24 protein-coding genes and 1 pseudogene are annotated in these 22,119 nt (G+C 69.0%); 23 read left to right on the plus strand and 2 right to left on the minus strand.

What is annotated here, in order from left to right:
• Positions 1 to 13: 13 nt before the first annotated feature.
• The 4 genes from ACQKLX_RS23195 (at position 14) to ACQKLX_RS23210 (ending at position 3,347) form a co-directional block, all read left to right on the plus strand.
• Entirely contained in the window at positions 14 to 1,186 is a 1,173-nt protein-coding gene (locus ACQKLX_RS23195; protein ID WP_427363920.1) for a phage portal protein, read from the plus strand.
• Entirely contained in the window at positions 1,183 to 1,380 is a 198-nt protein-coding gene (locus tag ACQKLX_RS23200; RefSeq protein ID WP_427363921.1) for a hypothetical protein, read from the plus strand. The genes ACQKLX_RS23195 and ACQKLX_RS23200 overlap by 4 nt, the downstream gene beginning before the upstream one ends.
• A 178-nt stretch (positions 1,381 to 1,558) precedes the next feature.
• Positions 1,559 to 2,071, plus strand: coding sequence for an HK97 family phage prohead protease (locus tag ACQKLX_RS23205; RefSeq protein WP_427363922.1), 513 nt, complete (start codon positions 1,559 to 1,561; stop codon positions 2,069 to 2,071).
• Between the two features lie 34 nt (positions 2,072 to 2,105).
• The gene (locus tag ACQKLX_RS23210) at positions 2,106 to 3,347 is read left to right on the plus strand and encodes a phage major capsid protein (RefSeq protein ID WP_427363923.1); all 1,242 of its coding nucleotides are present in this window, start codon (positions 2,106 to 2,108) and stop codon (positions 3,345 to 3,347) included.
• 6 nt (positions 3,348 to 3,353) lie between these two features.
• On the opposite strand, the gene ACQKLX_RS23215 is transcribed toward ACQKLX_RS23210, so the two are convergent.
• Positions 3,354 to 4,229, minus strand: coding sequence for a S1 family peptidase (locus ACQKLX_RS23215; RefSeq protein ID WP_427363924.1), 876 nt, complete (start codon positions 4,227 to 4,229; stop codon positions 3,354 to 3,356).
• A 57-nt stretch (positions 4,230 to 4,286) separates the two neighbouring features.
• Positions 4,287 to 5,060 carry a S1 family peptidase gene (locus ACQKLX_RS23220; protein ID WP_427363925.1) on the minus strand — a complete coding sequence of 258 codons (774 nt, stop codon included), beginning with the start codon at positions 5,058 to 5,060 and terminating at the stop codon, positions 4,287 to 4,289.
• A 73-nt stretch (positions 5,061 to 5,133) separates the two neighbouring features.
• Here ACQKLX_RS23220 and ACQKLX_RS23225 point away from each other — a divergent pair, with 73 nt between their 5' ends.
• From ACQKLX_RS23225 to ACQKLX_RS23315, 19 genes and pseudogenes are all read left to right on the plus strand, one after another.
• A complete protein-coding gene (locus ACQKLX_RS23225) occupies positions 5,134 to 5,703 on the plus strand; it encodes a head-tail connector protein (protein ID WP_427363926.1) in 570 nt (189 codons plus the stop codon).
• Entirely contained in the window at positions 5,703 to 6,047 is a 345-nt protein-coding gene (locus ACQKLX_RS23230) for a phage head closure protein (protein ID WP_427363927.1), read from the plus strand. The genes ACQKLX_RS23225 and ACQKLX_RS23230 overlap by 1 nt, the downstream gene beginning before the upstream one ends.
• On the plus strand, positions 6,044 to 6,454 hold the full coding sequence (locus ACQKLX_RS23235) for a DUF3168 domain-containing protein (protein WP_427363928.1): 411 nt from the start codon (positions 6,044 to 6,046) through the stop codon (positions 6,452 to 6,454). Before ACQKLX_RS23230 ends, ACQKLX_RS23235 begins: the two co-directional genes overlap by 4 nt.
• A 20-nt stretch (positions 6,455 to 6,474) precedes the next feature.
• Positions 6,475 to 6,885 (plus strand): phage major tail protein, TP901-1 family, encoded by a 411-nt coding sequence (locus ACQKLX_RS23240; protein ID WP_427363929.1) that lies wholly within the window; start codon positions 6,475 to 6,477, stop codon positions 6,883 to 6,885.
• Between the two features lie 11 nt (positions 6,886 to 6,896).
• Positions 6,897 to 7,250 carry a gene transfer agent family protein gene (locus tag ACQKLX_RS23245; RefSeq protein ID WP_427363930.1) on the plus strand — a complete coding sequence of 118 codons (354 nt, stop codon included), beginning with the start codon at positions 6,897 to 6,899 and terminating at the stop codon, positions 7,248 to 7,250.
• Between the two features lie 32 nt (positions 7,251 to 7,282).
• Positions 7,283 to 7,492, plus strand: a pseudogene (locus ACQKLX_RS23250) (phage tail assembly chaperone); the annotation flags it as partial.
• A complete protein-coding gene (locus ACQKLX_RS23255; protein WP_427363931.1) occupies positions 7,485 to 8,078 on the plus strand; it encodes a phage tail tape measure protein in 594 nt (197 codons plus the stop codon). The pseudogene ACQKLX_RS23250 and the gene ACQKLX_RS23255, both read left to right, overlap by 8 nt.
• Positions 8,079 to 8,111: 33 nt before the next feature.
• A complete protein-coding gene (locus ACQKLX_RS23260; protein ID WP_427363932.1) occupies positions 8,112 to 8,753 on the plus strand; it encodes a phage distal tail protein, Rcc01695 family in 642 nt (213 codons plus the stop codon).
• Positions 8,754 to 8,762: 9 nt separating this feature from the next.
• Positions 8,763 to 9,653 (plus strand): DUF2163 domain-containing protein, encoded by an 891-nt coding sequence (locus tag ACQKLX_RS23265; RefSeq protein ID WP_427363933.1) that lies wholly within the window; start codon positions 8,763 to 8,765, stop codon positions 9,651 to 9,653.
• Positions 9,650 to 10,096: an NlpC/P60 family protein gene (locus tag ACQKLX_RS23270; RefSeq protein WP_427363934.1), complete on the plus strand. Its 447-nt coding sequence runs from the start codon at positions 9,650 to 9,652 to the stop codon at positions 10,094 to 10,096. The genes ACQKLX_RS23265 and ACQKLX_RS23270 overlap by 4 nt, the downstream gene beginning before the upstream one ends.
• Positions 10,096 to 14,028 (plus strand): baseplate multidomain protein megatron, encoded by a 3,933-nt coding sequence (locus ACQKLX_RS23275; RefSeq protein ID WP_427363935.1) that lies wholly within the window; start codon positions 10,096 to 10,098, stop codon positions 14,026 to 14,028. Before ACQKLX_RS23270 ends, ACQKLX_RS23275 begins: the two co-directional genes overlap by 1 nt.
• A gap of 65 nt (positions 14,029 to 14,093) precedes the next feature.
• Entirely contained in the window at positions 14,094 to 14,420 is a 327-nt protein-coding gene (locus ACQKLX_RS23280) for a PepSY domain-containing protein (protein ID WP_427363936.1), read from the plus strand.
• A 46-nt stretch (positions 14,421 to 14,466) separates the two neighbouring features.
• Complete coding sequence (locus ACQKLX_RS23285; RefSeq protein WP_110490706.1) at positions 14,467 to 15,129, plus strand: response regulator transcription factor; 663 nt, start codon at positions 14,467 to 14,469, stop codon at positions 15,127 to 15,129.
• An 8-nt stretch (positions 15,130 to 15,137) separates the two neighbouring features.
• Positions 15,138 to 16,514: a sensor histidine kinase gene (locus ACQKLX_RS23290; RefSeq protein ID WP_427363937.1), complete on the plus strand. Its 1,377-nt coding sequence runs from the start codon at positions 15,138 to 15,140 to the stop codon at positions 16,512 to 16,514.
• A 76-nt stretch (positions 16,515 to 16,590) separates the two neighbouring features.
• A complete protein-coding gene (gene ccmI, locus ACQKLX_RS23295) occupies positions 16,591 to 17,694 on the plus strand; it encodes a c-type cytochrome biogenesis protein CcmI (RefSeq protein WP_427363938.1) in 1,104 nt (367 codons plus the stop codon).
• Between the two features lie 41 nt (positions 17,695 to 17,735).
• Entirely contained in the window at positions 17,736 to 18,209 is a 474-nt protein-coding gene (gene ccmE, locus ACQKLX_RS23300; RefSeq protein WP_427364028.1) for a cytochrome c maturation protein CcmE, read from the plus strand.
• A 10-nt stretch (positions 18,210 to 18,219) separates the two neighbouring features.
• Complete coding sequence (locus ACQKLX_RS23305; protein WP_427363939.1) at positions 18,220 to 20,202, plus strand: heme lyase CcmF/NrfE family subunit; 1,983 nt, start codon at positions 18,220 to 18,222, stop codon at positions 20,200 to 20,202.
• A 2-nt stretch (positions 20,203 to 20,204) separates the two neighbouring features.
• Positions 20,205 to 20,669, plus strand: coding sequence for a cytochrome c-type biogenesis protein (locus ACQKLX_RS23310; protein WP_427364029.1), 465 nt, complete (start codon positions 20,205 to 20,207; stop codon positions 20,667 to 20,669).
• 117 nt (positions 20,670 to 20,786) lie between these two features.
• On the plus strand, positions 20,787 to 22,022 hold the full coding sequence (locus ACQKLX_RS23315) for a trypsin-like peptidase domain-containing protein (protein WP_427363940.1): 1,236 nt from the start codon (positions 20,787 to 20,789) through the stop codon (positions 22,020 to 22,022).
• The last annotated feature ends 97 nt before the right edge of the window (positions 22,023 to 22,119 follow it).

Below are 22,119 nucleotides of genomic sequence, written 5' to 3' on the forward strand. Positions count from 1 at the left end.
CAGCGAGAAACCCATGCTCAATTTCCTTCGCAGCCTGCGCGGCCCTGCCGCGCCGGAACAGAAGCGCTCGCGCGTCGGGCCGCTGATCGCCCTGCACGAAGCCGGCCGCCCGGTCTGGACGCCCCGTGATTATGGCGCCCTCGCCAGGGAGGGCTATCAGCGCAATCCGGTGGTGCATCGCTGCGTCCGGCTGATCGCCGAGGCGGCGGCGCAGACGCAGCTGATCGCCAAGGTCGGCGAGCGCGAGATGCCGGAGCATCCGGCGCTGGCGCTGATCGAGCGACCCAATCCGCGCCAGGGCGGCATCGCCTTTCGCGAGATGCTCTACGGCCATCTGCTCGTCGCCGGGAATGCCTATGTCGAGGCGGCGAGCATCGGCCGCGAGCCGCGCGAGCTCTATGCGCTCCGGCCCGACCGTATGCGCGTCGTGCCCGGCCGCGACGGCTGGCCCGAGGCCTATGACTACACGGTCGGCGCGCAGACGATCCGATTCCGCCAGGACGAGGGCGCGCTGCCGCCGATCCTGCATCTGTCGCTGTTCCACCCGGTCGACGACCATTACGGCCTCTCCCCGGTCGAGGCGGCGGCCTGCTCGCTCGACGTCCACAACGCTGCGGGTGCCTGGCACAAGGCGCTGCTCGACAATGCGGCGCGGCCGTCTGGAGCCCTGGTCTATGACGGGCCGGAAGGCGGCACGCTGACCGAGGCGCAGTTCGAGCGGCTGAAGCAGGAGCTGGAGGACGGCTTCCAGGGCGCGCGCAATGCCGGGCGCCCGCTCCTGCTCGAAGGCGGGCTCGACTGGAAGCCGCTGTCGCTGTCGCCGGCGGAGCTCGATTTCGTCGCGGCCAAGGGTGTCGCGGCGCGCGAGATCGCGCTCGCCTTCGGCGTGCCGCCGCTGCTGCTCGGCCTGCCCGGCGACAACACCCATGCCAATTTCGCCGAGGCCAATCGCGCCTTCTGGCGCCAGACGCTGATCCCGCTCGTCAGGCGCACGGCGCAATCGCTGGCGCAATGGCTCGGCCCGGCCTTCGGCGATGCGCTCACACTCGAGCCCGATCTCGATGCCATCGAGGCGCTGGCGGAGGAGCGGGAGTCGCTCTGGCGGCGGGTCTCCGCCGCCGGCTTCCTCAACGAGGACGAGAAACGCGAGGCGGTCGGCTATGGCCGCCGGGAGGTGTCGTCATGAGCGCATTCGACGCAGCTGCGGCGGGGATCGTCGCGCGCGGCGATCTCGGCCATCTCGCGCTGCTGCTCTGGGCCTTCTCGGCCTCGGGGCTCGCCCTCTTTTCCCTGCGCGAACTGATCGCCGCCAACCGGCGCTTCGACGAGTTCGTGCGCGAATTCGCCCGCTTCAACGCCCGCTACGAGGGAGGGGATTGATGAGCAAGACCGGTGGCAAGTCGCCGCCCAGACCGACACCGGCCGCAGTCAGATCGGGTGTGGCCGTGCCGCGCCCTGGTCGTCAGCCGCGCGAGGTGTTCGGCCGTTTCTTCGAGACGCTGGGGCAGCTCGACGCGAATGGTCGAGGCGGGCGGGGAGGAACACGATGAGAACCGTGATGCCCCGTTATCCTGCAATGGCGCGCGAGGCCAAGTTCCTGGCGCAGCCGCTGGCCAAGATCGAGCCTGACGGCGCCTTCGAGGGCTATGCCAGCCTGTTCCGCATCGCCGATCTCGGCAAGGACGTGGTCGAGCCTGGCGCCTTCTGCGACAGTATCGCCCGGCGCGGCGCCGGCGGCATCAGGATGCTCTGGCAGCATGATCCGACGCAGCCGATCGGCCGCTGGCTCGAACTGCGCGAGGATTCGCGCGGCCTTTATGTCCGTGGCCGGCTCTCGCTCGCCGTGGCGCGAGCCCGTGAGCTGCACGCTCTGATGCGCGACGGCGCCGTCGACGGGCTTTCGATCGGCTTCCGCTCGCAGCGCGCCCGCAACGAGCCGCGCAGCGGGCTGCGTCGGCTGGAGAAGGTCGACCTCTGGGAGATCTCGCTCGTCACCTTCCCGATGCTTCCGCAGGCCCGCGTCAGCGCCGTCAAGGCGCTGCGCCCGCCCAGCCATGCCGCCTTCGCCTGAATCGAACCGAAGCCGCAGAACCACAGGAGATTCCATGACTGCGCTGAACCAGGCTCCCGAAACCAAGGCGACCGGAGAGGTCGCCGCCATCTATGACGATCTGCGCTACACGCTCGAAGCCTATCGCTCCACCAATGACGAGCGCCTGGCCGAGCTCGAGACCCGCATGGGCGGCGACGTGCTGACCGGCGAGAAGCTCGCCCGCCTCGACGATGCGCTCGACGAGACCCGCCGCCGGCTCGACCGGCTCAGCCTCGACAGTCGCCGTCCGGCTTTGGCTGCGAGCGAGGAGCGCGACCCGGCCGTGGCCGAACACAAGACGGCTTTTGCGGCCTACGTCCGCCATGGCGAGGCGACCGGCCTGAAGCGGCTCGAAGCCAAGGCGCTTTCGGCAGGCTCCGGCCCCGATGGCGGCTATCTCGCGCCCTCGACCGTCGAAGGTGAGATCCTGCGCCGTCTCGCCAATGTCTCGCCGATCCGCTCGATCGCGACGGTGCGCACCATCTCCTCCGGCACCTACAAGAAGGCGTTCTCGACCACCGGTCCGGCCTCCGGCTGGGTGGCGGAGACGGCGGCGCGTCCTCAGACCGGCACGCCGACGCTGGCCGAGCTTTCCTTCCCGGCGATGGAACTCTATGCCATGCCGGCAGCGACCCAGACCCTGCTCGACGACGCCATCGTCGACATCGACCAGTGGATCGCCGAGGAGGTCGAGAGCGCCTTCGCCGAGCAGGAGGGTGCTGCCTTCGTCAGCGGTGATGGCGTCGACAAGCCCAAGGGCTTCCTCGCCTATCCGACCGTGGCCGACGCGAGCTGGAGCTGGGGCAATATCGGCACGCTGAAGACCGGCGTCGCCGGCGCCTTCGCCGCCTCGAACCCCTCCGACATCCTGGTCGATCTCGTCTATGCGCTGAAGGCTGGCTATCGCCAGAACGCCAGCTTCGTGATGAACCGCAAGACGCAGGCCGTGGTGCGCAAGTTCAAGGACACGACCGGCCATTATCTCTGGCAGCCGCCGGCTGCGGCGGGCGCGCAAGCGACCTTGCTCGGTTTCCCGGTGGTCGAGGCCGAGGACATGCCGAACATCGCCACCGACTCGGTCTCGATCGCCTTCGGCGACTTCCGCCGCGGCTATCTCGTCGTCGACCGGGCTGGCGTGCGCATCCTGCGCGATCCCTACTCCGCCAAGCCGCATGTGCTGTTCTACACCACCAAGCGCGTCGGTGGCGGCGTGCAGGATTTCGCCGCGATCAAGGGGCTGAAGTTCTCGGCCTGATCGAGACTACCGGCCGAACCACCAGCTGTAGCTGGCACTCGGGCGCGCAGTTTCGCGCGCCTGACGCGGCTCATCGCCATAGTTGAGCAGGCGCTCGCTCGCCTCGGCGATCCAGGCGCGATGGTCGCTGATCGGGGTGATCGCGGTGAAGCCGCCGCAGATCATCTTCACGCGCGAGCTCAACGGGCCGCTCGACCAGGAGACGATGCCGACGAGGTCGCGCGAGCCGACTGGACCGCGCAGTACAGGCCCGCCGGAATCACCACGACAGGCGCCGGCGCCGAGGATCTCGCCGCGGTTCTCGGTGTCGACCGCGACCTTGACCGTGTTGGCGGTGGTGTAGTTGCCGGCATTGACCAAAGTCACCTCGCGCAAAGTGCGCGCGGTTTTCTTGTTGGTCTCGGAGGCGAGGCCGAAACCGGCCATGGTCACGGTCTCGCCCTGCCACAATCCGCTGCCGAGCGTCAGCGGTTGGATGTCAGCCGGCAGCGGCGCGGCGAGGCGCAGCAGCGCGAGGTCGGCGCCCGGTTGGGTGCGCGGCGTCGTGCCGGGCACGAAGGTCGGGTGAGGCAGCACGGCTGCGACGGCGTGCGTGCGGTTGCGGAAGCGCTTGTCTAGGCTGATTACGCGGACCGAGCCGCCGGTCATCAGGCAATGCGCCGCCGTGAGCACGAGCTCGGAGGAGATCGCAGCGCCCGAGCAGAGTTCGCCGCGGCTGGTCTCGACCCGCAAGGTCGAGGCGCGCACGCCGTCGACGGCGCGCGATTGCACGCCGCCGATCACGGCCTGTGCCGGTGCAGTCATCTGCAGGCCGGCGCAAAAAGCGATTGCGACGGTCGTGGTGCGCTTCGAAAAGGTCATGGTCGAGGTCATCGTTGCCATGGTGCCAGTCTATGGTTTGCTGCGGCGCAGTCCAGTGCTCTTCGCGCGAGCAGCACGTCAGGGAGCGGTAGTCCAGTCGGCGCTCTCGCCCCAGCTCGTCAGGGTGCGGTCGATCCAGCCGCGCTGGGGCGCGACCAGAACACCCTGGCTGAGCAGGCCGCATTGCTTGCCGGACGGGCCGGTCGACCAGCTGGAGACAGCGACGACGCCATCCGAGCCTGCGACGATCGGCCCGCCGGAATCGCCTTGGCAGGCGCCGGCGCCTGCACGCTTGCCACCCGTCATTGGATCCGACGCCCAGAGCAAAATCTTGCCCGGGCCATAAGGTTCCACCGTGGCGAGCGCGGCCGAACGATAGGTGCCGGTCGTCTTCGCCTCGCCCTCGCGGGCGACGCCATAGCCTGAGAGCGTCACCGGCGATCCGGCCCGCGGCAGGCCGCCATCGACCAGCGTCGCGGTCGAGAAGCGCGCCGGCAACGGCGCTGAGAGCCTGACCAGCGCGAGGTCGATCGAGCGCCGCCGGTTCGTGACGGATTTGGCATTGAACTCGGGGTGCAGGGCGATCGCCGACGGCTCGACCAGCACCGGCTCGCTGCCTTCGCGCCAATGGATACGCAGGTCGACGCGGGAATCGGCGCAGTGGGCCGCCGTCAGGATGGTCCGGCGTGACAGCACAATGCCGGTGCAGACGCCGCCGCGCGCATTGAGGACCATCACGGTCGCACCGGCGACAGGACCGCCTTCGCGCCCGCCGACCACGGCCGAGGCGGGCCAGGGTGCGGCGAAGGCCGCCGCCAGGGCCGTCAGAGCAATCGCCGTTCTGCAAAGCATCGAGCCGTCTCCGCTGTCGGGCCGGTTCGATAGCGCATCGCCGGCGCCGTTCAAACTCGAAACAGGAGACACCATGACGCCGCTCGCTTTGACGCCGCCGGTCATCGAGCCGGTCTCGCTGGTGGAAGCCAAGGATTTCCTGCGGATCGTCAATGATGACGAGGACGAGTTGCTCGGCACCTTGATCACGGCGGCCAGGCTGATGATCGAGGCCGCCTCCGGGCGCCTGCTTATCGAGCAGGATTGGCGGATCGTCCTCGACGCCTGGCCGCAGGGTGGCGAGATCCGCCTGCCGCTTTCGCCGGTGCGCAATCTCACCGCTGCGCGCGTCCATCCCGCCTCCGGCGCTGTGGAGCCGGTCGTGCCGTCGGCACTGACGCTGGTGGCAGGCTCCGATCCGCCGCTGATCAGGATCGCAGGACCGGTGCCAGCGCCCGGCCGCGCCCGTGCCGCGATCGAGATCGATCTCGTCGCTGGCTTCGGCGCGACGCGCGACATGGTGCCTGCGCCACTGCGGCAGGCCGTGGTCAGGCTAGCCTGCCGCTGGTTCGAGCACCGCGGCGACGTGGTCAGCCGCGACGCGGCGCGGCTGACCGCCGAGATCGCCGCGCTCGTCGCTCCATTCCGACGCGTGAGGCTGTGATGATCCGGGAGATCAGCAAAGGCCGCCCGGTCGGCGCGCTGCGTCGCCGCCTGCTGCTGGAGGCGCCGGCCGAGACGCCGGACGGCGCCGGCGGCCAGCTTCGCAGCTTCGAGACCGTCGCCGCCGTCTGGGCCCAGGTCGAATGGCTCTCGGGCAATGAGCGCTGGCGCGCCGGGCGGCCGGAACAGGCGACGAGCCACCGCATCACCTTGCGCTGGCGTGCCGGCGTCGATGCCGGCCAGCGTCTGCGCGACGGCGAGCAGGTCTTCGATATCCGCGCGGTCGGCGATCCCGATGGCGGTCGTCGGCGTCTCGTCTGCCTGGTCGAGGAGGTAGGCCGATGAGCGACGCCATTCTGCCGCTGCGGCGCGCGATCCATGCGCATCTTGCCGCAGATGCCGGGCTGACGGCGCTGATCGGGGCTGGGCGCCTGCATGACGAACCGCCGCGCGCCCTGACCGGACTCTACGTCGTCCATGGCGAAGTCACGGCCGAGGACTGGTCGACCGGCAGCGACCGGGGCTGCGAGCAGAAGCTCTCCCTCGTCGTCTGGGCAGGGGAAAGCGCCTCTTCGCGCAAGGCGCTCGAGGCTGCGGCGCGGATCGTCGCCGGCCTGGAAGGCGCCGCGCTCGCACCGGAGGGACACCGCCTGGTCAATCTCGGCTGGCTGTCCTCGAAGCTCGCCCGCGATCCCAAGACCCACTTGCCGACCGTGACGTTGACCTTCCGGGCCGTCACCGAGGCCATCTAAACCGCACGAAAGGACCGCCCATGCCTGCCCAGAAAGGCAAGGACCTGCTGCTCAAGGCCGCCGATGCCGGCGGCAGCTTCGTCTCCGTGGCCGGCCTGCGCGCCCGCCAGATCGTCTTCAACGCCGAGACGGTCGATGTCACCCATGCCGAGTCGGCCGGGCGCTGGCGCGAACTGCTGGCAGGCGCCGGCATGCGCCGGGCCAGCATCAGCGGCGCCGGAATCTTCAAGGACGAGGCCTCCGACGCGCTGGTGCGCCAGATATTCTTCGACGGCGTGATCCGCGACTGGCAGGTGATCGTGCCCGATTTCGGCACCATCACCGGGCCGTTCCAACTCTCGACGCTCGAATATCGCGGTGACCACGCCGCCGAGGTCACCTTCGAGCTGTCGCTGGAATCGGCCGGCCAGCTCAGCTTCACGCTGGCTTGAGGAACCCCCGCATGGTCAATCGCTACAGGGGGGAGGTCGCGCTGATGGTCGAGGGGCGGGCGCTGCCGATGCGGCTCACGCTTGGCGCGCTCGCCGAGCTCGAAGACGCTTTTTCGGTCGAGAACCTGCCGGCGCTGGGCGAGCGCTTCGCAGCTGGCCGGCTCTCGGCCCGCGACATTACCCGCATCCTCTCGGCGGGGCTGCGCGGCGCTGGTGGCACGCTGGCTGTGGACGAGGTCGCGTCGCTCTCTTTCGATGACGGGCTCAACGGCGCCATCGCTGCCGCAATTGCTTTGCTCGATGCGACCTTCGCTCCGGCGGGACAGGGCGCTGAAACCCGCCCTCCGTCGCCGCCGGCGGCCTAGGCGCTCCGGCGGCGGTTCCCTTTCCCTGGCGCGAGGTGATGGCTTTCGGACTCGGACGCCTGCGCTGGACGCCGGACGCCTTCTGGGCGGCGAGCCCGCACGAGATCCTGGCTGCGATCGAGGCCCATCGCTCGCCTCAGGCTGTCGAAGCGCCGTCGCGCAAGACGCTCGATGCGCTGATGCGGGCGCACCCGGACCCGATTTCCTGTGACGATGATTGGAAAGGCCGTGCCGATGGCTGACGAAGATGACTCCTCTTCCTTCGATGTCAGCGGCCTGCGGTCGCTGAACACGCTGACCCAGAGCCTGAGCAAGTCGGCGCAGGCCTTCGGCAAGTCGATCACCACAGCCTTCGCCAGCGGCATCGTCGAGGGCAAGCGCTTCGAGGACGTGCTGCGCGGCATTGGCACCTCGCTGAGCCAGAGCCTGCTGAAATCGGCGCTGAAGCCGCTGCAGAACACGATCTCGAGCTGGCTCGGCAGTGGCGTGAACAACCTGGCAGGTCTCCTCAGCGGCGGCATAGGCGGCGGAGGCGGTGGTCCGTCGGTCTCGCCTTTCGCCGATGGTGGCGTTGTTGCCGCGCCCTCCTATTTCGCCATGGGGCGCGGGCTCGGGTTGATGGGCGAGCGCGGCGCGGAGGCGATCATGCCGCTCTCGCGCGGGCCTGACGGCAAGCTCGGTGTGCGGGCCGGCGCTGGCGGCGAGCGGCGCCCGGTCAGCGTCACCGTCCAGGTCTCGACACCCGATGCCGACAGCTTCCGCCGCTCGGAAGCGCAGGTCTCGGCGGCGATCGCGCGGGCCGTGGCGCGCGGCAACCGTGCGCTCTGAGGCCCGCATCATGACAGCACACGGAGAGGTGGCATGAGCGGCTTCCACGAGGAGCGTTTCCCAACCGGGATCGCCTGCGGCGCCCGTGGTGGGCCGGAACGGCTGACGCAAGTCGTGACGCTGGCCTCCGGCCGCGAGGTGCGTAACAGCCGCTGGGCGCATTCGCGACGGCGCTATGATGCCGGCTTCGGCATCCGCACGCTCGATGCGCTCGCCGAGGTCGTCGCCTTCTTTGAGGAACGGCGCGGCCGGCTCTACGGCTTCCGCTGGCGCGACCGGCTCGACTGGAAGAGCTGCGCGCCCTCGGCGACACCAGCTGCGAGCGACCAGCAGATTGGCGTCGGTGACGGCGCGACGCGCGTCTTCCAGCTCTGCAAGCTCTATGGCGGCCTGCACGCGCCCTATGTCCGCCGCATCACCAAGCCGGTCGCCGGCTCGGTGCTGATCGCGGTCGACGGCATCGTGCAGGCCCAGCCGGCAGCCGTCTCCTGCGATCATGCCAGCGGGTTGCTCACCTTCGCCATCGGCTCGGCTCCCCCGGCGGGCGCCGTGATCAGCGCCGGCTTTGCCTTCGACGTCCCGGTGCGCTTCGACACCGATGCGATCGAGGTCGATCTGTCGGCCTTCGAGGCCGGCGACATCCCCAAGATCCCGATCGTCGAGATCGCCGACTGAAGGTTCACCATGCGGACATTATCCTCGGGACTCGCCGCGCATGTTGCAGGCGACGCGACCACGCTTTGCCGTTGCTGGAGCCTGAACCGCCGCGACGGCACGGTGCTCGGCTTCACAGATCATGACCGCGACCTGTCCTTCGGCGGCGTCCTGTTCCGTGCCAATGCGGGACTGGAGGCGGCCGAGGCCAGCTCCGAACTCGGTTTCGCGACCAGCGGCGGCGAGGTGCTTGGCGCGCTGGCGGCGGCCGGGCTGAGCGAGATCGACCTGTCGCGCGGCCTCTATGACGACGCCCGTGTCGCGCTTTGGCTGGTCAACTGGGCCGATCCCAGCCAGCGCAGCCTGTTGGAGACTGGCTTCGTCGGCGAGGTGAAGCGCAGTGACAGCAATTTCACCGCCGAGGTCCGGGGGCTCGGCAAGGCCTTCGACGAGGAGCGCGGCCGGCTCTATATGGCGAGCTGTCCTGCCGATCTCGGCGATGCCCGCTGCGGCGTCACGCCGAGCTCGTCCACGGCGACAGTCGCCGCGACCGACGGACGGCTGGCGATCGTCGCGCCGGCGCTCTCCGGCTACAGCGACGGCTACCTCGCCGGCGGGCGGCTGGTCTTCATCACAGGCGGAAACACCGGATTCGCCACTGAGATCCGCAACCATCGCGTCGATGGCGCCACGGTGGCGCTGCAGCTCTGGCAGGCGGCGCCGCAGCCGATCGCGCCCGGCGATGCGTTCACCGCCCAGGCCGGCTGCGACAAGCGCTTTGCCACCTGCCTGGGGAAATTCGGCAACGGCGTCAACTTCCGCGGCTTTCCGCATCTGCCCGGGAACGACTTCATCATCGCCGGCGTCGGCGCGGGCAATCCCGGCGCCGGTCCGTTCGATGGCGGGAGCCTGTTCCGATGACGGACGCGGGGACGACACGGGAGCGCGTCGTCGCGGCGGCGCGCGGCTGGCTCGGCACGCCCTATCACCATCAGGCCTCGCTGCGCGGTGTCGGCTGCGACTGCCTCGGTTTGGTCCGCGGCATCTGGCGCGAGCTTTATGGCCAGGAGCCTGAACAGATGCCGGCCTATTCGCCCTATTGGGCGCAGCAGGGCTCGGGCGAGACGCTGGCACTGGCGGCGGAACGCCATCTGCGGCGGCTGGATCCCCGGGGCGCAGGCCCGGGCGACGTGCTGCTCTTTCGCTGGCGCGCGCATTTGCCGGCGGCGCATTGCGCTGTTCTCACCGAGCCGGACCGCATCCTGCACGCCCATGACGGCGCGGCGGTCAGCGAGGTCGCTTTCACCGGCTGGTGGCGACGCCATCTCAGCCATGCCTTCGCCTTTCCGGAGATCGACCTCTGATGGCCACGCTCGTTCTGCAGGCTGCCGGTTCGGCTCTGGGCGCCGCCGTCGGGGGACCGTTCGGCGGCATGATCGGCCGTTCGCTCGGCGCGATCGCCGGCGCACGGCTCGATCAGGGCCTGCTCGGCGGCGGTGGCGGCACGCGCATCGTCGAGGGCCCGCGGCTCAAGGAAATCGACGGGCTCACCTCGACCGAAGGAGCGCCGATCCCGCGGGTCTACGGACGGGCCAGGCTCGGCGGCCAGCTGATCTGGGCGACGCGTTTCGAGGAGGAGGTGACGACCACCGTCACCCGGACCAAGACCGGCGGCAAGGGCGGTCAGAAGGCGCAGAAGACCTACGAGACCTCCTATAGCTACTACGCCAATGTCGCGGTCGCGATCTGCGAGGGGCCGATCGCCTTCGTCCGGCGCATCTGGGCTGACGGGCGCGAGATCGACTTCAGCGCGGTGTCGCTGCGCATTCATCTCGGCGCCGAGGATCAGGCGCCCGACCCGCTGATCGCCGCCAAGGAGGCAGGTGTGGCGCCCGCCTATCGCGGCATAGCCTATGTCGTGTTCGAGCGCTTCCCGCTCACCGACTTCCACAACCGGGTGCCGCAATTCTCCTTCGAGGTCGTGCGCGCCGTGCCGGGGCTCGGCCAGATGATCAAGGCCGTGACGGTGATCCCCGGCGCGAGCGAGTTCATCTACGAGCCGACCCTGGTCAACCAGGAGCCCGAACCCGGCATCAGCATCGCCGAGAATCGGCATCAGCTGCACAGCCCTACCGACATCGACGGGGCGATCGCGCATCTGCTGGCGCTCTGCCCGTCGCTCAGGCGCATCTCCCTGGTCGTCAGCTGGTTCGGCGACGATCTGCGCGCCGATGCCTGCACCATCGCGCCACGCGTCGAGATCGTCGACAAGAACACCCCTGTCTCGTCCTGGTCGGTCGCGGGCCTGGACCGGGTGAGCGCACGCCTCGTCAGCCAGTTCAACGGCAGGCCGGCCTATGGCGGCACGCCTTCGGACGAGAGCGTGATCGCGCTGATCCGGCGGCTGCGCTTCACCCACGGGATCGAAGTGGTGCTCTACCCTTTCGTGATGATGGATGTGCCGGCCGACAACGCACTGCCCGATCCACACACCGGTAACTCCCACCAGCCGCCTTATCCTTGGCGCGGCCGCATCACCTGCTCGCCGGCTCCCGGCCAGCCGGGATCGCCGGATGGCGGGGCAGCGGCGACAAGTCAGATCGCGGCGTTCCTCGGCTCCGCCACTGCGGCCGACTTCAGCCTCGACGGCGACAGGGTCATCTGCGCGCAGGCCGGCGAATGGAGCTTCCGCCGTGCGGTCCTGCATGCGGCCATGCTCGCCAAGGCGGCCGGTGGCGTCGAGGGTTTCATTATTGGTTCCGAACTCGTCGGTTTGACGCGGGTGCGCAGCGCATCCGGCTATTATCCGATGGTCGACGGGCTCATGGCGCTCGCGGCCGAGGTCCGCACGATCCTGCCGCCACCGACCAAGCTGACCTATGCCGCCGACTGGACCGAATATGGCGCCCATGTCCGCGATGGCGGGCTGGAGGTCAGGTTCCCGCTCGATCCGCTCTGGGCCAGTCCCCATATCGACGCGGTCGGCATCGATTACTACGCGCCGCTTTCCGACTGGCGCGACACGCCCGACCATGCCGATCTCGGCATCGCGCGGAGTTCTGCCGACGTCGACTATCTGCGCAATCGCCTCACCTCCGGCGAGGGCTATGACTGGTACTACGCCGATCCATCCGGCCGCGAGGCGCAGATGCGTCTGCCCATCACCGACGGCGCCTATGGCAAGTCCTGGGTCTTCCGGCAGAAGGATCTGCCGAACTGGTGGTCGAACTCGCATGTCCAGCGCTTCGCCGGCGTGGAGATCGGCGCGACCGGCTGGGTGCCGGGCTCGAAGCCGATCTGGCTGACGGAGGTCGGCCTGCCTGCCGTGGATAAGGGTGGCAACTCCCCGAACGTCTTCCCCGATCCGAAATCGGTCGATGGCGGCTATCCGCATTTCTCGACCAGGGCGCGCGACGACCTCGTCCAGGCGCGCGGGCTGGAGGCCATCCTGTCCGGATTCGATCCTGCGCTTCCGGGTTTCGATCCGCTGCGTAACCCGATTGCGCCGTCGCTGGACTTGCGCATGATCGATCCGGCCAACGTCTTCGCCTGGACCTGGGATGCCAGGCCCTTCCCGGCCTTTCCCGACCTGACCTCGGTCTGGGCCGACGGTTCGAATTATGAGAGTGGCCACTGGATCAATGGCCGTCTCGAAGGCGTGACGCTCGATCGGCTGGTGAACGCGATCCTGGCCGATTACGGGCTGCCGGCGCCGGACGAACTCGCCATCGACGGCTTCGTCGATGGCTATGTCCTCGACCGGCCGCTCTCGGCGCGGCAGGTGCTGGAGCCGCTCGCTCAGACATTCGGCTTCGACGCCGCCATGTCCTCCGGCAAGCTCGTCTTCCGCGGGCGCGCTGCGACTGTTGCGCGGGCCTTGTCGGCGGACGATCTCGTGCTCGACCGTGACGGACAACCTTTCGAGCTGCGCCGGGCGCAGGAGAGCGAGCTGCCGCGTGAACTGCGCCTCGTCCATATCGACGGAAACAACGACTACCGCCAGGTGACGGCGCGCTCGCGTCGTCTCGCCGGGGCGGCGCGACGCGAGAGCGCCGTCGAACTCGCTATGGTCACCCGGCGCGCCGAGGGACAGCGCCTTGCCGATCTGTGGCTGCAGGAGATCTGGGCGGGCCGGGAAACGCTCGAGCTTGAACTGTCGCCGCGCTGCATCGGCCTGGAGGCGGGTGACGTCGTCTCGCTCGCAGTCGCGGGCCAGTCGCGCCTGTTCCGGCTGACGCGGATCAGCGACGGCCCGACCCGGCGCGCTAGCGCGCGCTCGGTCGAGCCGGCGATCTATCGCGGTGCGCCAGTGGCAGTGTCGGACGGTGAGCGGCCTCCGAAGGTGATGCCACGGGTCGCGGGGCGGCCGGATGCGTTGATCCTCGATTTTCCGATCGTGCGGGAAACGCCGCCGCCGCTGCAATCGCTGGCGGCCTTCGCCGATCCCTGGCCTGGTGGGCTTGCGATCTGGCGGGCCGCCGAGGGCATGCCGTTCGCATTGGCCGGCATCGTCACGGCGCCGTCGATCATGGGCGAAACCCTGACCGTGCTCGCCCCGGGGCCGCTCTGGCGGACCGATCGGCAGGCATCGGTCGAGGTTCGCCTGCGCGGCGGAAACCTCGCCTCGGTTGCGCCGGAGGCCGCCCTCGCAGGAGCCAATGCGCTCGCCTTCATCGATCCGACTGGGGAGATCGAGATCGTGACGGCGGCGCGGGTCGAGTTGATCGGCACGCGAATGTTCCGGCTGTCGCAGATGGTGCGCGGGCTCGGCGGCTCGGAGCCGGCGGCGGCACGGACATTGGCTCCGGGAGCGCGCGTGGTCGTGCTCGACGGTGCGGCGGTTCCGTTGACGACGAGCCTTGACGATGTCGGCCGGCAACTCCGCTACCGGATCGGGCCGCCCAGTGCCGATGTCGCCTCGGCGTCGATGCGCGAGCTCTCCACGACGGTCGGGATCGCATCGTTGCGGCCGCTCGGGCCCGTGCGTCCTCAGGCTCGGCGCTCGCCTGCCGGCGTGGAGCTGAGCTGGATCCGCCGCAGCCGCGTCGACGCCGATTCCTGGGAGGTGGTCGAGGTGCCGCTCGGCGAGGAGACCGAGCGCTATCGCGTAACGATTCGGGCTGGCGGCGATGTCGTCAGGATCGTCGAAGTGGATGCGCCGGTCCTGCTCTACGAAGCGGCAGAGGAGCTCGCCGATTTCGGCAGCCCTCAGACCAATCTCGACGTCGAACTGGCGCAACTCAGCGTTGTTGCGGGAGCCGGGCTGCTCCGGCGTGGACTTGTGGCGGTTCGCTGAGCTAGCCTTGACCGGCGCCTTTCACGTCAATGTTCATGGCGCATTCACGCATACAGGGCTAGCGCATGACGATGATGCTGCTCGACCCCGCTGCCGCGATGCTTGCTTTGGTCACCGCCGTCGCTTCGCCGGTGGAGACGGTCGATGCGCCGCAGCCGATCACATGCCTCTCAGCTGAAGAAACGCGCGAGGCCGTTTCGGACGGCAAAGTCATGCAGCCTGCCGCCGCATCCCGCCATGCCCGCGAAGCCGCGCCGGGTGAAGTCCTGCGCATCAGGCTTTGCCGCCAGGGCGACGAGTTCGTCTATGTGGTGACGACGATGAAGCGCGATGGCCGCGTCGCCCGGGTCACGCTCGACGGCGCCTCGGGCAAGGTGGCGGATATCCGCTAGTTCCGCTATTTCCCGTTCCTGATCCGCCAATCGGAGAAAAGCCGCCGTGCGACTGCTCGTCGTCGAGGACGACAAGGACCTCAACCGCCAGATCGTCAATGCGCTGGAGAACGCCGGCTATGCCGTCGACAAGGCGTTCGACGGCGAGGAAGGGCTCTATCTCGGCGAGACCGAGCCTTATGATGCGGTGATCCTCGATCTCGGCCTGCCGAAGGTCGACGGCGTCGCCGTGCTGCAGGGCTGGCGCCGGGCCGGCAAGACCATGCCGGTGCTGATCCTGACGGCGCGCGACCGCTGGAGCGACAAGGTCTCGGGCTTCGACGCCGGCGCCGACGACTATGTCGTCAAGCCGTTCCATATCGAGGAGCTGCTTGCCCGCGTCCGCGCCCTGCTGCGCCGCGCCGCCGGCCACGCGACCGCCGAGCTGATCTGCGGCCCGGTCCGTCTTGACACGCGCGCCAGCCGCGTCGTCGTCGACGGCAACCCGGTCAAGCTGACCTCGCACGAATATCGGCTGCTCGCCTATCTGATGCATCATCAGGGCCGTGTCGTCTCGCGTACCGAGCTGGTCGAGCATCTCTACGATCAGGATTTCGACCGCGACTCGAACACGATCGAAGTCTTCGTCGGCCGTCTGCGCAAGAAGCTCGGCGTCGACGTCATCGAGACCGTGCGCGGCCTCGGCTACATCGCTGCCGCGAAAGCCTGAGGCCGGTCATGCCGGTCACGCGGCAGCGCTTCTCGCTCGGCGCCCGGCTCTTCATCTCGGCCGCCATCTGCTGCGCGCTCGTGCTGATCCTCGCCGGTTTCGGCCTCACCACCTTCTATCGGCGTGCGGCCGAGCGCGGCTTCGACGAACGCCTCAGCGTCTACATCAAGGAATTGGTCGCCGATCTCGCCGCCCCGCCCGAAGCCGAGCGCCAGGCGATCGGTGATCTCGGCGAGCCGCGTTTCGACCTGCCGCTCTCCGGCTGGTACTGGCAGATCATCCGCCTCGACGGAGAGCGCCCGACGGTGCGCACCTCGCGCTCTCTCGTCGGTGGACAATTGCCGAAGCTGCTCGACCAGAACCTGCAGCCGAATGCGCGCGGCCTGCGCGAGAGCTATATCTCCGGACCGGATGACCGGGGGCTGCGCATCATCGAGCGCGAGATCGATGTCGGCGAGGATGGCCGCTTCACCGTCGGCGTTGCCGCGCCGGCCGATGAGATCGAGGGCGACATCCGCGATTTCCGCTTCGCTCTGACCCTGACATTCCTCTTCCTCGGCCTCGCCCTGGTTGCCTCGACTATTGCCCAGGTCCGCTTCGGCCTGCGGCCGCTGGCGCGCCTGCGTGCAGCCGTCGGCACGGTGCGCACCGGCGAAAGCACGCGCATCGCCGGGCGCTATCCGCCCGACCTCGCGCCGCTGGCAGGCGAGTTGAACCAGCTCATCGACGCTAACCGCGAGATCCTGGAGCGTGCCCGCACCCAGGTCGGCAATCTTGCCCATGCCCTCAAGACGCCGCTCAGCGTGATGCAGAACGAGGCCGAGGCGGGCCAGGGCGTTCTCTCCCAGACCGTCCGGCATCAGACAGCGATCATGCGCGACCAGGTCCAGTACTATCTCGATCGGGCGCGTGCCGCCGCACTGTCGGGTGCGCTGGGCGGGGCCTCCGAAATATCTCCCTCGCTCGACGCGCTGATCCGCACTTTTGAGAAGATCGCGCAGGGCAGGGCGATCGAGGGCAGGCATACTGTCCCTGCCGGTGTTCGCTTTCGCGGCGAGAAGCAGGATTTCGAGGAGATGCTCGGCAACCTGCTCGACAACGCCTTCAAATGGGCGCGGACCGAGGTGCAGGTCAGTCTGGCGCCCGAAGCCGAGACGCCGGAAGGACGTCTCGTCCTGCTGATCGACGATGACGGCCCGGGTCTCCCCGACGACGCCATGGCGGAAGTCCTCAAGCGCGGCCGCAGGCTCGACGAGACGACGCCGGGGTCGGGGCTCGGCCTCTCGATCGTCGTCGATCTCGCCAAGCTCTATGGCGGCGGCCTCTCGCTGGAACGCTCGCCGCTGGGCGGCCTCAGGGCCCGGCTCGTCCTGCCGGCGGTCTGACGCCGCATTGCCCGCGTGACCCTTTGTCGCCATCTTCGGACATGAACCGGCACCTTCGAACGGCTATGAACAGCGAATGCTGATCTGGATCATCTTCGCGGCCATGACCGGGGCTGCGGTCATGGCGGTGCTCTGGCCGCTCGGCCGCCGGGCGCCGGCGCTCTCCGCCGACACGGCCGGGGCAACTGCGCTCTACCGCGCCCAGCTCGCCGAGATCGACCGGGACCTCGGCCGCAAGCTGATTGGTGCTGCCGAGGCCGAGGCGGCCAAGGCCGAGGCGGCGCGTCGGCTGCTGCGCGAGACGGCGACGGAATCGACGCCGGCCGGCGAGAGCGAGCCGGCGCTGCGCCGGCGCCGTGCTGCCTCCGCCATCGCGCTTTCTTGCGTGCCCCTGCTGGCGCTGTTGATCTACGGCGCCTATGGCTCGCCGAGCGTGCCGGACCAGCCGCTCGCGGCGCGAATGAAGGGTAATCCGGCGCAGGATTTCGAACTGGCGCTGGCGCGGATCGAGTCCCATCTCGCCGCCAACCCGACCGACGGCAAGGGCTGGAACGTGCTCGCCCCGGTCTATCTGCGCCAGGGCCGCTTCGACGATGCCGCCAAGGCCTTCGCCAATGCGATCCGCTATGATGGTGCGACGACTGAGCGGCTGGGTGGTCAGGCCGAGGCGCAGCTTCTTGCTGCCGGCGGCGTCGTCACGGCGGCGGCGCGCGAAAGCCTCGCCGAGGCGCTGAAGCTCGATCCGGCCAATCCGCGCGCGCGCTTCTTCATGGCGATCGCGCAGGAGCAGGATGGGCAGGTCCCGGCCGCCATCGCTTTGCTCAAGGCTTTGCTCGCGGATGCGCCCGCCGGTGCGCCATGGACCGCCACGGTCCGCGCCCGCCTTGAAAGTTTGGAGCGCCCGGCGGCTCCGGCCGATGCGATCGCCAGCCTGCCTGAGGCCGAGCGCATGACTGCGATCCGCGGCATGGTCGACAGCCTCGCCGCCCGGCTCGCCGAAGGCGGCGGCAGCCTCGCCGACTGGTCGCGCCTGATCCGTTCGCAGGCGGTTCTTGGCGAGCGCGACGCCGCGCAGAAGTCGCTCTCCACGGCCCGCCTGCGCCTGGCTTCCGATCAGTCGGCTGCCTCCGCCCTCGATGGTCTGCGCACCGAGCTCGGTCTGCAGGAGGCCGCACCATGAGCGTCCAGGCCGGTATCCCCGCGACGCCGCCGCGCAAGCGCCTGACGCGCAAGCAGCGCCGCCTCGTCGTGATCGCTTCGGTCGGCATCATGCTCGGCCTTGCCGCTGGCCTCGTCGCCTATGCCCTGCGCGATTCGATCGTCTTCTTCTACGGACCGACCGAGATCGTCGAGAAGGGCCTGACGCCCGGCACGCGCCTGCGGCTTGGCGGCCTGGTCGAGACCGGTTCGGTCGAGCGCGGCGCCAATCAGCGCGTCAGTTTCGCCGTCACCGACGGCAAGACCAGGACCATGGTCAGCTATACCGGCCTGCTGCCCGATCTCTTCCGCGAGGGGCAGGGCGTCGTCACGGAGGGCGTGCTGGAAGGGCCGGGGCGGTTCCGCGCCGATTCCGTCCTCGCCAAGCATGACGAGACCTATATGCCGCGCGAGGTCGCCGACGCGCTGAAGAAGCAGGGGCATTGGCAGCCTGGCGAAACCAAACCCGGCGCGCCTGCCGCGCCAGCCACGAAATAGGGCCGCGCCTGTGTTCGTCGAGATCGGTCATTTCGCTTTGGCGCTGGCGCTCGGTGTCGCGGTCGTCCAGACAATCGTGCCGCTCTGGGGCGTGAGCCGGAACGACCCGGCCTTGGCCTCGGTCGGCCCGGCGGCGGCGATCGCCTGCTTCCTGCTGGTCGCGATCTCCTTTGGCTGCCTGATGGCGTCCTATGTGGTCTCCGACTTCTCGGTCGAGAACGTCGCCGCCAACTCGCATTCGACACAGCCGCTGATCTACAAGCTGACCTCTGTCTGGGGGAACCATGAGGGCTCGATGCTGCTCTGGGTCCTCATCCTCGTGCTGTTCGGCGCGCTGGTCGCTTTGTCGCGCCGCTCGCTGCCGGCGAAGCTGAGAGCGGGCACGCTCGCCGCGCAGGGTAGCGTCAGTGTCGCCTTCCTCGCCTTCACCCTGCTGACCTCGAATCCCTTCCGGCGCCTCGTCCCGGCGCCTGGAGAGGGGCAGGACCTCAACCCGATCCTGCAGGACCTTGGCCTCGCGATCCACCCGCCGCTGCTCTATGTCGGTTATGTCGGCTTCTCGATCACCTATGCCTTCGCCGTCGCAGCCCTGATCGAGGGCAAGATCGATGCGGTCTGGGCCCGCGCCGTCCGGCCGTGGACCCTGCTGGCCTGGACCTTCCTGACGCTCGGCATCGCCATGGGCTCCTACTGGGCCTATTACGAGCTCGGCTGGGGCGGCTGGTGGTTCTGGGACCCGGTCGAGAACGCCTCGCTGATGCCCTGGCTCGCCGGCACGGCGCTGATCCACTCGACCGTGGTGATGGAGAAGCGCGACGCGCTCAAGGTCTGGACGATCCTGCTCGCGATCCTGACTTTCTCGCTCTCGCTGCTCGGCACCTTCATTGTCCGCTCGGGCGTGCTGACCTCGGTGCATTCCTTCGCCAGCGACCCGCAGCGCGGCCTGTTCATCCTCGGCATCCTGATCGCCTTCATCGGCGGCTCGCTGGCGCTGTTCGCCTGGCGCGCGCCGCTCCTGAAGCAAGGCGGCCTGTTCGCGCCGGTCTCGCGGGAGAGCGCGCTCGTCGTCAACAACCTCTTCCTGGCGACGGCCTGCGCCACCGTTTTCATCGGCACGCTCTATCCGCTCGTGCTCGAGATGGTCACCGGCGACAAGATCTCGGTCGGCCCGCCCTTCTTCAACGCCACCTTCGTGCCGCTGCTGGTGCCGCTCCTCCTGCTGCTGCCGATCGGCCAGACGCTGGCCTGGAAACGCGGCGACCTGCTCGGCGCCGCCCAGCGCGCCCAGGTCGCCTTCGGTGTCGGCGTCATCACCACGCTGGCGATTTTCGCCTTGGTGCGCGGCGGGCCGGTGTTGGCGCCGCTCGGCATCGGCCTCGGCGTCTTCCTCGTGGTCGGAGCGTTCTGGGAGGTCGGCGAACGCGTCGTCGGCCGCGCCAGCGGCGCAGCGGCGATCCTGTCGCGGGCTAAGGGACTGCCGCGCTCGGCCTGGGGTACTGCGCTCGGCCATGCCGGCGTCGGCATCAGCGTGATCGGCGTCGCCGCTGTCGCCTGGGGCACCGAGTCGATCGGCATGCTCAAGGTCGGCGAGAGTCTGACCAGCGGCCGCTACACCGTGACGCTGGAGGCGATCACGCCGCGCGCCGGGCCGAATTATCGCGAGGACGCGGCCCGCTTCCGCATTGTCGCCGATGGCCGCGAGCTCAAGCCGGTCGAGGCGATGAAGCGCATCTATACGGCCCGCGCCATGCCGACCACCGAGGCCGGCATCCGCACTGTCGGCCTCGGACAGGCCTATGTCAGCCTGGGCGAGCCAGACGATAGTGGTGCGATCGCGGTCAAACTGCATGACAAGCCGCTGATCCTGCTGATCTGGATCGGCGCTCTGGTGATGGCGGCGGGCGGAGCGCTCTCGTTGACCGACCGGCGCTTCCGATTGGCCGCGCCGCGGCGCACGCCGGCGCCGGCCGCGCTTCCACAGGCGGCCGAGTGAGCATGATGCGCGCTTTTCCGCTCCTCCTCGTCGGGCTGCTGTCACTCACGGCGCCGGCCCTTGCCGTGCAGCCGAACGAGGTCCTGAAGGATCAGGGTCTGGAGCAGCGCGCCCGGCAGATTTCCTCGGGTCTGCGCTGCCTCGTCTGCCAGAACCAGTCGATCGACGATTCCGACGCGCCGCTCGCCAAGGATCTGCGCATCCTGGTGCGCGAGCGGCTCGTCGCCGGCGACAATGACAAGGCCGTGATCGACTTCGTCGTCGCGCGCTATGGTGATTTCGTCCTGTTGCGCCCGCCGATGAATGCGCGCACGATCGCGCTCTGGGCCGCGCCTTTCCTGATCGTGCTGTTCGGGGCCGTATTCCTCTGGCGCCGCCGCAATCGCGCTGCGTCGCCGGCCGGCGTCACCCTGACGGTCGAGGAACAGCGCCGGCTCGACGATCTCCTGCGCGACGAACGTGGCTGAAGGCCAGCCAACCTTACGAAACTGTCATCAACGGGCGAAATCCGGGTAAGGCGCCGCCCGCCATGGTTCACCTCACGAAGCAGGGAAGGCCCTGCCTCCCGCATCGAGGTGAGAACCATGACCACCCAAGAGAACAACACTTCCGAGACCACCACCCGCGCCCCGGCCACCGCCCGCTCGATCCTGAAGCGCGGCGCGATCGTCGCCGGCGCCGCGACGCTGAGCATTGGCCTGATGGCCGGCCTCGCCGACAACTTCCTCAACACCCACGGCGCCGCCAATGCCCAGCCGGTCCAGCTCTCCGGCCTGCAGCAGACCCAGCTGCCGTCGTTCGCCGACGTCGTCGACCGGGTCAAGCCCGCCGTCGTCTCCGTCCGTGTCAAGGCCAAGGTCGTCGCCAGCGCCAATGACGAGGGCGGTCCGGCCGGCATCGAGGGGCTGCCTCCCGGCCATCCGCTGGAGCGTTTCCTCCGCCGCTTCGGCGAGGAGGGGATGGGTCCGCGTGGCCCGCAGCAGCAGCCGAAGGCCCAGCTCTCGCAGGGCTCTGGCTTCTTCATCAGCCAGGACGGCTATGTCGTCACCAACAACCACGTCGTAGCCAATGCGGCCGAGGTCCAGCTTGTTACCGATGGCGGCAAGACGCTTTCGGCCAAGGTGATCGGCACCGATCCGCGCACCGACCTCGCACTGCTCAAGGTCAACGAGTCCGGCAGCTATCCCTTCGTCCAGCTCGCCTCGGGCAAGCCCCGCATCGGTGAGTGGGTGCTGGCGGTCGGTAACCCGTTCGGCCTCGGCGGCACCGTGACCGCAGGCATTGTCTCGGCCCAGGGCCGCGATATCGGCTCCGGCCCCTATGACGACTTCCTGCAGATCGATGCGGCGGTGAATCGCGGCAATTCCGGAGGCCCGACCTTCAACCAGAAGGGCGAGGTCGTCGGCGTCAACACCGCGATCTACTCGCCGTCCGGCGGCAATGTCGGCATCGCCTTCGCGATCCCGGCGGCCACGGTCCAGAGCGTCGTCGAGCAGCTCAAGGAGCATGGTTCGGTCGCCCGCGGCTTCATCGGCGTGCAGATCCAGCCGGTCACGGCCGAGGTCGCCGACGCTATCGGCCTGAAGGACGCCAAGGGCGCCCTGATCGCGGAGGCGCAGGCCAACGGCCCCGCCGCCAAGGCTGGCCTGAGGCGCGGCGACACCATCATCGCGGTCAATGGCGAGAAAATCGCCGACGCCCGCGAGCTGTCGAAGAAGATCGCGACCTTTGCGCCCGGCGCCAAGGCCAACCTGACCATCTGGCGCGATGGCAAGGAGCGCGAGGTCTCGTTCGAGGTCGGCCGCCAGCCGGCGGCCTGATCGGGGACCTACCCAAGTTGGGGCATGCTCTCGCGCGTAGCGTCAGTTGATCTGCGAGAGCGTGTTCCGGGCGGATGGTATCTCCCGGCTGTCACGT

Source organism: Allobosea sp. NPDC003192, assembly GCF_050275675.1.
Lineage (GTDB): Bacteria > Pseudomonadota > Alphaproteobacteria > Rhizobiales > Beijerinckiaceae > Allobosea.